Consider the following 12,003-nt stretch of genomic DNA (forward strand, 5'->3'; position numbering starts at 1 on the left):
ATATCCTTTGCGGTATCGGCTTGCGGTCAGGAAACAGCGGGACCGGGGACGGTCCGACCGGAGGTGGGTTGGGGTTCGTGCTCCTGCCATTCGGCGCTGCGGCGCATGTGGCCCCAGCGCGAGCGGCGGCGCAGCTTGACCACCCAGCGCACCAGCCCGATCACCCGGAACAGCGAGGTCAGCTGCCGGTAGCCGAAGTTCTCCAGCACGGCCACCAGGAACAGCTTGAGCTGCTGGCGCGGACGCGGGTACAGGTGGAAGGAAATCTCCTCCAGCATCATCGCGTTGACCGACAGCAGCACGCCGAGGCCGATGGAGGCGAACAGGAAGGCGAAAAACGCCTGCGGCGACAGCAATCCCAGCAGCCCCAGCACGATCACCGAGAGATAGCCGAGGATCTCGATCACCGGCCCGAGGCATTCGAACAGCAGCATGAACGGGTAAGCCACCCAGCCCACGGTGCCGCCGTTGCGGCGGAACATCAGCCGCCAGTTCCCGAACAGGCTCTCGGCCAGGCCCTGCTGCCAGCGCACGCGCTGGTTGTAGAGCGAGCGCAGGTCCGACGGCACCTCGGTCCAGCAGATCGGGTCCGGCACGAAGGCGATCTTGTAGGGCCGCTTCTCCTCGCGCATGCGGTTGTGCAGGCGCACCACCATTTCCATGTCCTCGCCCACCAGGTCGCCCTTGTAACCACCCGCGGCGATCACGCGTTCCTTGTAGAACACCCCGAACGCACCGGAAATGATCAGCAACGCATTGATCGGCGACCAGCCCAGCCGGCCGAACAGGAACGCGCGCAGGTATTCCACCGTCTGCACCAGCGGCAGCACCTTATCCGGCAGCTCCACCTTCGACAACAGGCCATCCTTCACCTTGCAGCCGTTGACGATGCGGATGACGCCGCCGGTGGCGATCATGCGGGAGTCTTCGAGGAACGGCTGCACCACCCGTGCCAGGCTGTCCTGCTGCAGGATGCAGTCGGCGTCTACCACGCAGAACAGCGGATAGCGGGCGGTGTTGATGCCGGCGTTCAGTGCATCCGCCTTGCCGCCGTTGTCCTTGTCCACCACCCGCACCCGCCCGCCCTGCGGCGAGGCGAAGATGCGCTTCACCGGCTCGGTCTTGAGCCGGCTGCGGTACGCCTCGGGGAACTCCACCAGCCCGAAGGCGTCCACCACCGTCTGCAGGGTGGCGTCGGTGGAGCCGTCGTTGACCACCACGATCTCGAAGTTCGGGTAGCTCAGGCGCAGCAGCGACCGCACCGTGCTGACGATAGTCCGCTCCTCGTTGTGGGCGGGGACGAGGATGCTGACCGGCGGCTGGTAGTCGGCGAAGTTCTTCACCCGGAACGCCGCGCCATGCTCGCGGGCGTAGCGCAGGATGGCGAACATGGCGATGAAATTCAGCGCCAGGTAGACCACGTTGATGCAGATGAAATAGGCGAGGAAGCCCCACTGCATGCCCACCAGGGCGTTGGAGACTTCCGGGGTGATCCAGGTCGGGTTCATTGCGTTTCTCCCAGCGCGCGCTCGGCCATCACCTGGGTGAGGATGTCGCGTGCATAACGGTCCTGCTGCGCGTCGCGCACCTGCGTCAGCCGCTCTGCCGCCAGCAGGTGCTGCAGCGCCTGCGCGGTGCGGTAGCGCACCCACCACTGCGGGTCCGCCAGCAGCGGCAGCAGCGCCTCGGCATCGTCGGCGCCGCCCAACCGGCCGATCGCGGCGGAAGCGTGCATGCGCACGTGCCAGCGATCGTGGGTCAGCAGCGGGCGCGCCTTGTCGAGATCACGCACGTCGGCCAGCACCTGCAGGCAGGTGGAGACCAGGTGCTCGTCGTGCGGCTCGGCCAGGATCCTGGCGATCACCGGCGCCGCCGCTTCCGGACTGACGCCCGCGAGGAAGCGCACCAGCCGGGAGGCCACCTCGTCGTTGGCGCGCAGCGCAGCCGCGCCCAGCTCGTCCTTCACCGCCTCGGGGCCGGCCTCGTTGAGCATCTGCGCAATGCCGCCGTCCACCCAGTCATGGCGCGACACGATCTGCGGCACCACTTGCTGGACCGCACGCTGCGGATCGATCCGCATCAGCGCACGCGCGGCGCTGATCGACACGATCGGACTGGCATCGTCGATCAGGGCCGCCAGCCGGTCGAAGCTCGATGCGCTGCGCAGGTAGCCGATCGCGATGATGGCCATCACCCGGTCGTGGAAGCGGCCGTGCTCGACCATGCGCTCCAGCTTCGGCGCCAGGTCGACCTGTTCGGCCACCGCCAGCATGCCGGGGGAATCGGCGCCACCGGGCGCATCGTGCAGTTCGTTCCAGGCTTCCACGAAACCGGTCATGTCACTGGCCGGCAGCACCGGGACGCGGCTTGGCGCCGCCTGCATCGCGTCCACCAGCACGCCACGCCAGAACGTCGCAGCGCGCAGGTGATTGCGCTCCCGCCGCTGGGCGAGCTGGCGGATCACCAGCACCGCCACCAGCAGCAGCACCGACGCCACGGTCACCGCCAGACCGACCCAGATCGCGAAGGCGATCTGCGAGTCGACACGCATCAGGGTATCCATTTCTTGCTCCCGTCCGCAGCCGCGGACTGTTCATTCCCGCCCGCGCTCATGCACCCGCCGGGGCCATGAAGCGCCGCACCCGCTCCAGCATCTCGCGCGCGTCGCCGTTGTCCGGCTTGCGTCGCAGCAACTCCTGGAACGCCAGTTCGGCGTCCTTCCAGCGCGCCTGCCGGTAGTAGACGTTGCCGATGCCCTCCAGCACCGACACGTCATCCGGCCGCAGCCGCCGCAGGTCGGCGAAGCCCGCCTCGGCTTCCGCCAGCCGGCCACCGGCCAGATCGGCGTAGGCCAGACCCACCCGCGCGTCGTGGTCGCCGGGGGCCAGTTCCAGCGCGCGGGCGAAGGCGGTGCGGGCTTCGTCCGCGCGCTGCATGCGGTAGAGGTTCCAGCCTTCCACCCGCAGCACCCGCGCCGTTTTCCTGGTGATCGAGGCCAGCAGCTTCAGGCTTTCGTCGTACTGACCCGCGCGGAACAGGTCCTTTGCCTTGCGCTCCGTCTCCAGATCCGCATCGCTGGTCGCATTGGCCGTGGCATAGGTCTGGGCCTGCACCTGCGCGTGCTCGGCCAGGTAACGCTGCACGTTCTTGGCCCGGTGCAGGCCGAGGTAGCAGTGGATGTAGGCCACGCCGTCCGCAGCCAACGCCGCCTCCGCGGCCGCCTTCGAATTGACCGAATAATGCTCGCCGAACTTCTGCCCGAGAATGCTGCCCATCGGGAAGTTCTTCACCGTCATCCCGTGCCGCTCGGCCAACGCGCGCTCGCGCTCCAGCAGCACCTTCTCGTAAGGCACGTTGGGCTCGAGCAGGCTGATGATGGTGGTGACGCCGCGCTTCTTGAGGTCGGCGAAGTCCTCCTCGACCGGGTACGGCCCGAGCAGCACGCCCTTTACCGGCGCCTCGGCCCGCACTGCCCGCCACGGCTGCACGAAGATGCTCGCCGGATTCAGCAGTACCCACACGCCGAAGGCGAAGCCGGCGAGACCGAGCGCGAGGACCGCGATGACGATGCGTTTACTTGGCTTGTACATGGTTCCCGACCCATTGACTGGAATGCGGGATGCACGCCGCCGCCGGCCCCGCATGCGGGATCCGTGGTCGACGCCATGCGCCCCCCCTGCTCGTGCCACCGGCGCGGACCGTTCACGTGACTGGCACTGGAACGGCCGCGCAATGCGGCTGTAGGAAATGTGACGCAATTCGCATGCCAGACCGGACACCACCGGCACACCACGCATCGGACAGCGCGGGTCAACGTCAGCTGGCGCTGTGCGTCAGTTTTCGACGCGCTGCGACGGCGCGTGCTCCGCAGGCTGCAGCACGTCGTGGTTGCGACCGCGGAAGGGCGCGTACCAGCGCTGGATCTGGGCGATGTCGGCCTGTATATCGCCAGTCAGCGCGAAGGCCGGGCCGATGGTGATGGTGCGGCTGGGATAGTCGAACGCGGCGACGATCACCGGCACCCCGGCGCCATGGGCGATGCGCCAGAAGCCCGGCTTCCATTGCTCCACCTGGCGGCGGGTGCCTTCGGGGGCGATCGCGTACCACATGCACGGCGATGCGCGCAGCGCGTCGACCGCCTGCCCCACCACCCCGTGCGGCGCGGCCCGGTCCACCGGGATGACTCCCTGCCAGCGCAGCAGCGGCCCCAGCAACGGGATACGGAACAGGCTGTGCTTGCCCAGAATGGACAGGCGGACGCCCATCGCCAGTTTGGCGGCGATCCCCCAGACCCCGTCCCAGTTGGAAGAATGCGGCGCGGCGATCAGCACCGCACGCGGCACGTCCGGGAACACGCCGACCATGCGCCAGCCGCCCAGCCGCAGCACACTCCGCCCCAGCCACTCCATGCCGCGGTTGCGCGGCATCCGTGGCGCGTGCTCCGGCAGTGCCAGCACGATGTCCCCCCGATCCCCGCTCAATCCCAACCCCGTCCGCTGCGCCCCTGCTTGATGCTCGCACGCCCGCGCTTCTCGCCCAAGCGACGCTCCTTGGCGCCACGGGTCGGCTTGGTGGCGATGCGCGGGGTGGGCGCATGCAGGCCGCTTTCGATGAAGGCCGCAAGCCGCGCACGCGCATCCTCGCGATTGCGGTCCTGGGTGCGGAAACGTTGCGCCGACAGCACCAGCACGCCGTCGCCGGTCACCCGCCGGTCGCGCTTGGCCAGCAGCCGCGCCCGCACCGGTTCCGGCAGCGAAGGCGAACGCGCGACATCGAAGCGCAGCTCGACCGCGGTGGCGACCTTGTTGACGTTCTGGCCACCCGGCCCCGACGCGCGCACGAAGCGCTCGATCAGTTCATCGTCGTCGATGGCAAGCCGGCCGATCTGCATGCGGCGATTCTACTGGCAGCGCCATCCCGCCCCGCAACACGTGCACGCCCCGGGATCATTGCCGTTGCCGGGCCCGACCCCGGCTGCGAAGATGCCGCCTCCTTTTACATTCCCGGAGTCGTTCCATGCGCCGCATCGGCCTGTCGCTTGCCCTGCTGTTCGCCTTCTCGCCTGCGGTCCTCGCCCAGACCGCCGCGCATGCCCCGGTCGCCGAAAGCGCCAGCGCCGCCGACGTGGACCGCCTGCTGCAGGCGATGGACATGAAGACGATGATGGCCGGGATGATGCAGCAGATGCAGGGCGCGCAGGAAAAGATGCTGGCCGACGCGTTCGGTGCCGATCTCGACGAGGCCAAGCGCGCGCGGATGCAGGAAGCGATGGCGACCAGCAGCACCATCATCCAGAAGCACCTGTCGTGGGAGGCACTGGAGCCGGTGGTGCGCAAGGTCTACATGCAGGTCTTCAGCAAGCGCGAAGTGCAGGCGATGACTGCGTTCTACGCCAGCCCGGAAGGCGCCTCGATCCTGAAGAAGTCGCCGCAGGCGATGGGCCTGACCATGCAGGAGATCCAGCCGGCGATGCAGGCGGCAATGCAGGAAGTGAAGACCGCCATCGAACAGAAGGCGGCGAAGTAAGCCACGGGGCCATGCCGGCCGGCCCCGCCAACGCGGGGATCAGGCCGTCGGCACCCCGAACAGCGCCAGCGCCCTGGTGAACTCCGCATCCGGCGGCGCCAGCGCTTCGATGCGCGCGCCGGTATGCGGATGGGTGAAGGCCAGCCGGCGCGCGTGCAGCAGCATGCGATGGATGCCGAGGCCGCGGAAGCTGCGGTTGTGGCGGCCGTCACCGTGGCTGGAATCGCCGATCAGGTGATGCGACAGATGCTTGAGGTGGCGGCGGATCTGGCGGAACCGGCCGGTCTTCGGCGAGGCCCGCAACCATGCGTAGCGCGAGGTGGGAAAGCCCGACGAAGGCAATGCCAGCTCGCAGGTGGCAAGCACCTCGAAGGCGGTCTGCGCGGGCTTCTTCAGCGGCTTGCCGGGGCCGCCGTCCAGGTCGTGGTCGACCACGAACGCCCGCTCGGCCGGCCAGCCGCGGCAGATCGCCCAGTAGTCCTTCTCCACCTCGTGCGACATCAGCGTCTTGCCCAGCGCGGAAGCGGTATCGCGGTCGAACGCCAGCAGCAGGCAGCCGCTGGTGGCGCGATCCAGCCGATGCACCAGGAAGATCGGCCGGCCGAACTGTTCGCGCAGGCGGTCGGCCGCGAAGTCGGTTTCGCCGCGCGCCAGCGCGCTGTCGTGGACCATCAGCCCGGCCGGCTTGCAGACCACGGCCAGCGTGTCGTCGCGGTAGAGGACGGGCAACGCGGGGGCATCGGACATCGGCGGTGGTCATCGGCGGGAAGGCGCACATTGTCCCGGCAATCGCCCGGCGCCGCATGCCCGATGCACGCCGGTGCCTTCCCGCCGACCGACCGCTGGCGCTAGAGTCGCGTGGTGCGCCGCGCAGCCCGGTCTGGCGCCCGACGAGGCAGGCCATGGCGCCCGAGACACCCGCAGGCTCGTTTCCTCCCGCCAGCGCGGAACCGGTCTTCCGGGCGCGCGGGCTGGGCAAGGTCTACCGCATGGGCGACGTGCAGGTCACCGCGCTGCGCGATGTCGACCTCGACATCCGCCGCGGCGAGTTCGTGGTCCTGCTGGGCCCGCGGTCCTGCGGGTGCCGGTCAGCGCGGTGTTCCCGGCGCCGGGCGCGGCCGGGGACGGCGGCGGGCAGATGGCCGTATTCGTGGTGGAAGGCGGGCGCGCGCGCCTGCGCAGGATCACGGTGGCCGACCGCAACGGCGAGGAAGCCTGGATCACGGCGGGCCTGCACGCGGGCGAACGGGTGATCCAGTACCCGGGCGATGCCGTGTCGGACGGCATCCGCGTGCGCGCGCGCGGTGCCGACCGCCCGCTGATGCGCGGCGCCCACGCCGGCAGGTGACGCGGCAGCGCGCGGGCAGCGGCGAAGCGGCATGCGCATGCCCGCCGTATCGCCACCCGCTGTCGCCCTCAACGCATCCGGAACAGTTCCTGGTGGAAGGCGTGCGGCGCCAGCCCGCTCGCCACCAGGTCGGCGCGCACCGCCGCGCCGAACCCGGCAGGTCCGCAGAACCATACGCCGGCGTCGCGCCACTGCGGCACCGCTGCGCGGATCGCAGCGCCATCGAGGAAGCCGTCGCGCGGACTGATCCGCACGTGCAGGCGCACGTCCACCGAACGCGCCAGCGCGGCCAGCCGCTGCAGGGTCGGGCCATCGTCCACGTCGGTGGCGTAGAACAGGTCCACCTCGGCGTGGCCGGGCTCGTGCTCCAGCTGCTGCATCCGCGCCAGGAACGGGGTGATGCCGATGCCGCCGGCAATCCAGACCTGGCGCGGCTTGCCATCGGCGAAATCGAAGCAGCCGTAGGGGCCTTCGACGGTGACCGCATCGCCCACGTGCAGCGCCTGCGGCAGGGTGCGGGTGTGGTCGCCCAGCGCCTTGGTCACGAACCGGATCATGCCGGTCTCCGGATGCCAGTCGGAGGCGATGGTGTAGGGGTGCGCGCCCTCGTGCCGGCGCGAGGCGACGAACGCGAACTGGCCGGCCCGGTGCCCGGCCCAGCCCGGCTGCATGCCGATCTCCACCTTCAGCATGTCCAGCGGCGGCGGAAACACTTCCATCGCCTGCACGGTGCCGCGCAGCCTGCGGCCCGCACCGATCCGCCCGGTCAGCGACACCAGCGCGGCCCAGCTGCCGGCCAGCAGCGACACCGCCACCAGCCAGCCGACCGGCTGCCGCCAGTACGCGCCGTCCAGCAGCACCACGGTATGGAAGGCCAATGCCAGCCATGCCAGCGGGACCAGCCGGTGGGTGCGCGCGAACCAGTGGTAGGGAATGCGCCGCCACAGCGCGACCACCAGCAGGACCAGCAGGCCGTAGAAGGCGAATTCGCCGATCTCGTCGGCCAGTCCGCGCTGGCCGCGCAGCCACGCCTCCAGCGCGTCGGCAGGCGCCGCCCGCGGCCCGCGCGGCGGCCGCACCAGCCAGCCCCAGCCGACCATCCACTTGCTGCCCAGCGCCCACCACCAGTGCAGCACCGCCGCCACCAGCACGCCGATGCCCAGCCACTTGTGCAGGCGGTACATCTTGTCCAGGCCGTCCAACCGCGTTTCCAGCCAGCGTCCGCGCAGCGCCAGCACCATCGCCGCGGCCATCCCCACGATCGCCACCACGCCGGTGTACTGCACCACCAGCCCGCGCCAGGCGAACCAGCCCCAGCCCGAGGGCCATGCGGCCACGGCCAGCGCGAACAGCAGGCTGGTCCCGGCCAGTAGCCCCCACAGCGTCCAGCGGATCGGTTTCATGGCATTCCCTCCTGGCCCAAGCATGCCACCCAAGACTTTCGCCACGCTTTGGCCGCGATGGCGCCCGCAGCCCCGCCGGCGTCAGCGATGCTCGCCCCCGCCGCAGTGGCGTGCTTCCATCTGCAGGGTCACATGGTCGATGCCGAACCGCGCGCCCAGCATGCCGGCCAGTTCGCCACGCAGCGCGTCGACATCGGCTGCATCGTCCGCCAGCAGGACGTGCGCGGTGAGGATCGGTTCGCGCGAGCCCAGCGCCCACACGTGCAGGTCGTGTACCGCGGCCACGCCGGGCAGCGCCTGCATGGCATCGCGCACCTCGTCGATGTCCAGCCCCGCCGGCACGCCCTGCATCAGCACCTGCGCGGCCGCGCGCAGCAGCAGCCAGGTGCGCGGCAGCACCCACAGGCCGATCAGCACGGCGATCACCGGATCGACCACGGTCCAGCCAGTGAAGCGGATCAGCAGCGCGCCCGCGATCACGCCCAGCGAACCGAGCATGTCGCTCCACACTTCCATGTAGGCGCCCCGGACGTTGAGGCTTTCGCCCGCGCCGGCCGCCAGCAGGCGCATCGACACCAGGTTGACCAGCAACCCGAGCGAGGCCACCACCAGCATGGCGTTCGATGCCACCGCCTGCGGCTCGCGGAAACGACCCAGCGCCTCCCACAGGATGAAGCCGGCCACCACGAACAGCAGCCCGCCGTTGGCCAGCGCACCGATCGCCTCCATCCGTGCATAGCCATAGGTGCGCCTGGCATCGGGCGGGCGGCGGCTCATGCGCACCGCGAACAGGGCGATGCCCAGCGCCAGCACGTCGGTCATCATGTGCGCGGCGTCGGACAGCAGCGCCAGGCTGTTGCTGAGCAGGCCGCCCACGACCTCCACCAGCAGGAACAGCAGGGTCAGCCCGAAGGCGATCCACAGCGGCCGCTCGTGGCGGATCCGCGCGGGCACGTGGCTATGGCCGTGGTCGTGGTCTTGCCCGGGGCCGTGCCCGTGTTCGTGCGGATGATCGGAGTGGCCTGCGCCCATCGCCGTGGATGCCCGGGAAATGCCTGCGAAGATGTCCGGCACCCTAGCGACAGGCGCGCGGGTTACACAATTCCAGCGCCCCGGTAAGGCTGCGGAATGTGGCCTGCGGACGGCACCGCGCACGCATCGCTATCGTCGCGGCCACGCCGCCAGCAGCGCCCACAACCCACCGACGCCGGCGATCCAGGTGGACACCGGCAGCGACAGCAGCTGCGGCCCGCCAGCCTCCAGCGCATACAGGACCGCGGCCACGATCAGCAGGCCGACGCCGAGGATCGACGCCACTACCCGCCGCTGCATGGCCGCAAGCGTCTGCGCGATCTCGCGCAGGTCGGTCGAACGCATGCTCAGCTCGTGCCCGCCCTGCACCTGCTGCTGCAGCCAGGCGTGCAGCAGCCGCGGCATTTCCGGCGCGCGGGTGACCAGCTCCGGCATCCGCTTGCGCAGCTCGCCGGCCAGCCGCTTCGGGCTGTAGCGTTCGGCCAGGATGTCTTCCAGCACCGGCCGCGCCACCGCCCAGATATCGATCTTCGGGTCCAGCTGGCGGCCCACGCCCTCGATGTTCAGCAGGGTCTTCTGCAGCAGGATCAGCTGCGGCTGCAGGGTCAGTTCGTAGCGTTGCGCGGTGCGGAACAGTTTCACCAGCACCTCCGCCAGCGAGATCTCGCTGAGCGGGCGGGTGAAGTACGGCTCGCAGACCGCACGCGCGGCGGCTTCCAGCTCGTCGATGCGGATGTGCGGCGGCATCCAGCCGGCCTGCACGTGCAGCTCGGCGATGCGCCGGTAATCACGGTTGAAGATCGCCATGAAGTTCTCGGCGAGCCAGTACTGGTCGTCGCTGGAGAGCTGCCCCATGATCCCGAAATCCAGCGCGATGAAGCGCGGGTCCGCCTTGCGCTCCGAGTCCACCCAGATGTTGCCGGCGTGGGCATCGGCGTGGAAGAAGTTGTCGCGGAACACCTGCTGGTAGAACACCCGCACGCCCTTGGCGGCCAGCGCGCGGCGGTCGATGCCGGCGGCATCCAGCGCGGCGATGTCGTCGGACGGAATGCCGCGCACGCGCTCCATGGTCATCGCGCGCTCGGCGGTGTGGCTCCAGATCACCTCCGGCACGTACAGGTCGGGCGAGTTCAGCCAGTTGCGCCGCAGCAGGCTGGCGTTGCCGGCCTCGCGCTGCAGGTCGAGTTCGGCGGCCAGCGTGTTCTCGATCTCGGCGACGATCTCCCGCGGGCGGATCTTGTCGGCACTGGGATGGGTACGCTCGACAATGCCCGCCACGTTCTTCAGCAGCGCGATATCGGCGGCGATCAGCCTGGCGATGTCCGGGCGCAGCACCTTAACCACCACCTCGCGACCATCGTGCAGGGTGGCCGCATGCACCTGCGCGATGCTGGCGGAGGCCAGCGGGGTGGTATCGAACGCCGCATAGGCATCGGTGATGCCGCGACCCAACGCCGCTTCCACCAGTGCGCGGGCCTGCACGCCGTCGAACGGCGCGACCCGGTCCTGCAGCAGGGTCAGCTCCTCGGCGATGTCGGGTGGCACCAGGTCGCGACGGGTCGAGAGGATCTGTCCGAACTTGACGAAAATCGGCCCGAGCTCCTGCAGCGCCAGCCGCAGCCGCGCGCCGCGCGGCTGAGTGGCCACTTCGCGGGAGGCGCGCGGCACGAACGGCCGCATCAGCCTGAGCCAGCGCTCGGCCGGCGTGTCGTCCAGCAGGTCGTCCAACCGGTAGCGCAGCAGCACTCGACCGATCTTCCATGCACGCAGCGCCGACTTCATGCGGCCAGGCCCTGCTCGCGACGCAGCCGGGCGATCTTCGCGGCAATGCGCTCCACGCCGTCGCGCAGCGCATCCACGTCATCGTGGAAGGCATCCAGCTCGGCGCGCGGCACCACGTCGCGGCTTTCCTCGGTGACATATTCCGCCGCCATCCCCGCGAGGTTGCGGCCGGCGACCTGTGCCTGCTGCAGCGCCGCGCGCACGGCCCTGGCGATCTGCACGCCCAGCACCTCGCCGAACACGCGCACGAACGGCAGCTGCCAGTCGGGATCGAAACCCTGCGCCAGCTTCTGCAGGCGACGCGCGAGTTCGGCATCCCCCTCGATGCGCAGCTTGCCCACCGGCGGCGCGTTGCTGCTGCGGAAGATGGGCAACTGCTGGATCAGCCCGCCCAGGGTGGCGCGCACGCCGAGATCCGGTTCGGCATCTCCATCCAGCGGTCCCACCCGCAGCGCTTCACCCTCCACCCGTACCTGCAGGGCCAGCGGGGGTGACGCAAGCGTCAGCGCCACCCTCTGGCCCTCCAGCGCGCGCAGGCCGCCGCGGGTGTCCTCGTCCAGCGCCAGCGCCTGATTGAGCGCCAGCTCCAGCGCGCGGCCAGCGGGTTGTTTCCAGTTGAAGGCGGGCTCGGTCATGCGCGCATTGTAGGGCCGGTCGCGCGCCGGCACCGCGCGCCCGCGCCCGCCCGGATCAGACCCGTTTACGCAGGAACGCAACCACGGCGAGGATCAGGAAGACGACGAACAGCACCTTGGCGATGGTGGCCGCCATGCCGGCAAGCCCGCTGAAGCCGAGGAAGGCGGCGATCAGCGCGATGATCAGGAAGACGAGGGCGTAATGCAGCATCGGACGACTCCGTTCGGCCGCGCCGGATTGGCGCCGCGCCAGACTGGACGCGGCCCGATCACGCCG

General features: G+C 69.9%; 13 protein-coding genes. 2 read left to right on the plus strand and 11 right to left on the minus strand.

What is annotated here, in order from left to right:
* Positions 1-26: 26 nt before the first annotated feature.
* From ICG51_RS05960 to arfB, 5 genes are all read right to left on the minus strand, one after another.
* Positions 27-1,508 carry a glycosyltransferase gene (locus ICG51_RS05960; protein WP_223809536.1) on the minus strand — a complete coding sequence of 494 codons (1,482 nt, stop codon included), beginning with the start codon at positions 1,506-1,508 and terminating at the stop codon, positions 27-29.
* On the minus strand, positions 1,505-2,563 hold the full coding sequence (locus ICG51_RS05965) for a HEAT repeat domain-containing protein (protein WP_190282074.1): 1,059 nt from the start codon (positions 2,561-2,563) through the stop codon (positions 1,505-1,507). Before ICG51_RS05965 ends, ICG51_RS05960 begins: the two co-directional genes overlap by 4 nt.
* Before the next feature lie 46 nt (positions 2,564-2,609).
* On the minus strand, positions 2,610-3,590 hold the full coding sequence (locus ICG51_RS05970; protein WP_190282075.1) for a tetratricopeptide repeat protein: 981 nt from the start codon (positions 3,588-3,590) through the stop codon (positions 2,610-2,612).
* A gap of 243 nt (positions 3,591-3,833) precedes the next feature.
* Positions 3,834-4,427, minus strand: a complete 594-nt coding sequence (locus tag ICG51_RS05975; protein WP_190282385.1) for a lysophospholipid acyltransferase family protein — start codon at positions 4,425-4,427, stop codon at positions 3,834-3,836.
* A 50-nt stretch (positions 4,428-4,477) separates the two neighbouring features.
* Positions 4,478-4,891: an alternative ribosome rescue aminoacyl-tRNA hydrolase ArfB gene (gene arfB, locus ICG51_RS05980; RefSeq protein ID WP_190282076.1), complete on the minus strand. Its 414-nt coding sequence runs from the start codon at positions 4,889-4,891 to the stop codon at positions 4,478-4,480.
* Positions 4,892-5,016: 125 nt separating this feature from the next.
* Here arfB and ICG51_RS05985 point away from each other — a divergent pair, with 125 nt between their 5' ends.
* A complete protein-coding gene (locus ICG51_RS05985; protein WP_190282077.1) occupies positions 5,017-5,526 on the plus strand; it encodes a DUF2059 domain-containing protein in 510 nt (169 codons plus the stop codon).
* Positions 5,527-5,565: 39 nt separating this feature from the next.
* On the opposite strand, the gene ICG51_RS05990 is transcribed toward ICG51_RS05985, so the two are convergent.
* Positions 5,566-6,273 (minus strand): pseudouridine synthase, encoded by a 708-nt coding sequence (locus ICG51_RS05990; protein ID WP_190282078.1) that lies wholly within the window; start codon positions 6,271-6,273, stop codon positions 5,566-5,568.
* 391 nt (positions 6,274-6,664) lie between these two features.
* Here ICG51_RS05990 and ICG51_RS05995 point away from each other — a divergent pair, with 391 nt between their 5' ends.
* A complete protein-coding gene (locus ICG51_RS05995; protein ID WP_190282079.1) occupies positions 6,665-6,874 on the plus strand; it encodes a hypothetical protein in 210 nt (69 codons plus the stop codon).
* 68 nt (positions 6,875-6,942) lie between these two features.
* On the opposite strand, the gene ICG51_RS06000 is transcribed toward ICG51_RS05995, so the two are convergent.
* From ICG51_RS06000 to ICG51_RS06020, 5 genes are all read right to left on the minus strand, one after another.
* Positions 6,943-8,277 carry a ferric reductase-like transmembrane domain-containing protein gene (locus ICG51_RS06000; RefSeq protein ID WP_190282080.1) on the minus strand — a complete coding sequence of 445 codons (1,335 nt, stop codon included), beginning with the start codon at positions 8,275-8,277 and terminating at the stop codon, positions 6,943-6,945.
* Between the two features lie 81 nt (positions 8,278-8,358).
* A complete protein-coding gene (locus ICG51_RS06005) occupies positions 8,359-9,309 on the minus strand; it encodes a cation diffusion facilitator family transporter (protein WP_190282081.1) in 951 nt (316 codons plus the stop codon).
* 129 nt (positions 9,310-9,438) lie between these two features.
* Complete coding sequence (ubiB, locus tag ICG51_RS06010) at positions 9,439-11,091, minus strand: ubiquinone biosynthesis regulatory protein kinase UbiB (protein WP_190282082.1); 1,653 nt, start codon at positions 11,089-11,091, stop codon at positions 9,439-9,441.
* A complete protein-coding gene (locus ICG51_RS06015; RefSeq protein WP_190282083.1) occupies positions 11,088-11,726 on the minus strand; it encodes an SCP2 sterol-binding domain-containing protein in 639 nt (212 codons plus the stop codon). Before ICG51_RS06015 ends, ubiB begins: the two co-directional genes overlap by 4 nt.
* Positions 11,727-11,781: 55 nt before the next feature.
* Positions 11,782-11,937 carry a DUF1328 domain-containing protein gene (locus ICG51_RS06020; protein WP_190282084.1) on the minus strand — a complete coding sequence of 52 codons (156 nt, stop codon included), beginning with the start codon at positions 11,935-11,937 and terminating at the stop codon, positions 11,782-11,784.
* Positions 11,938-12,003: the final 66 nt, after the last annotated feature.

The organism is Thermomonas sp. XSG, assembly GCF_014678725.1.
Classification (GTDB): domain Bacteria; phylum Pseudomonadota; class Gammaproteobacteria; order Xanthomonadales; family Xanthomonadaceae; genus Thermomonas.

What these genes read in the sequence shown, in the direction of transcription:
- ICG51_RS05995 (WP_190282079.1), top strand. Translation starts at nt 6,665, where the DNA reads ATGGCCGTATTCGTGGTGGAAGGCGGGCGCGCGCGCCTGCGCAGGATC.
- ICG51_RS05965 (WP_190282074.1), bottom strand. Translation starts at nt 2,563, where the DNA reads ATGGATACCCTGATGCGTGTCGACTCGCAGATCGCCTTCGCGATCTGG.
- ICG51_RS06005 (WP_190282081.1), bottom strand. Translation starts at nt 9,309, where the DNA reads ATGGGCGCAGGCCACTCCGATCATCCGCACGAACACGGGCACGGCCCC.
- ICG51_RS05990 (WP_190282078.1), bottom strand. Translation starts at nt 6,273, where the DNA reads ATGTCCGATGCCCCCGCGTTGCCCGTCCTCTACCGCGACGACACGCTG.
- ubiB (WP_190282082.1), bottom strand. Translation starts at nt 11,091, where the DNA reads ATGAAGTCGGCGCTGCGTGCATGGAAGATCGGTCGAGTGCTGCTGCGC.
- ICG51_RS05975 (WP_190282385.1), bottom strand. Translation starts at nt 4,427, where the DNA reads ATGCCGCGCAACCGCGGCATGGAGTGGCTGGGGCGGAGTGTGCTGCGG.
- ICG51_RS06000 (WP_190282080.1), bottom strand. Translation starts at nt 8,277, where the DNA reads ATGAAACCGATCCGCTGGACGCTGTGGGGGCTACTGGCCGGGACCAGC.
- arfB (WP_190282076.1), bottom strand. Translation starts at nt 4,891, where the DNA reads ATGCAGATCGGCCGGCTTGCCATCGACGACGATGAACTGATCGAGCGC.
- ICG51_RS05970 (WP_190282075.1), bottom strand. Translation starts at nt 3,590, where the DNA reads ATGTACAAGCCAAGTAAACGCATCGTCATCGCGGTCCTCGCGCTCGGT.
- ICG51_RS06015 (WP_190282083.1), bottom strand. Translation starts at nt 11,726, where the DNA reads ATGACCGAGCCCGCCTTCAACTGGAAACAACCCGCTGGCCGCGCGCTG.
- ICG51_RS05960 (WP_223809536.1), bottom strand. Translation starts at nt 1,508, where the DNA reads ATGAACCCGACCTGGATCACCCCGGAAGTCTCCAACGCCCTGGTGGGC.
- ICG51_RS05985 (WP_190282077.1), top strand. Translation starts at nt 5,017, where the DNA reads ATGCGCCGCATCGGCCTGTCGCTTGCCCTGCTGTTCGCCTTCTCGCCT.
- ICG51_RS06020 (WP_190282084.1), bottom strand. Translation starts at nt 11,937, where the DNA reads ATGCTGCATTACGCCCTCGTCTTCCTGATCATCGCGCTGATCGCCGCC.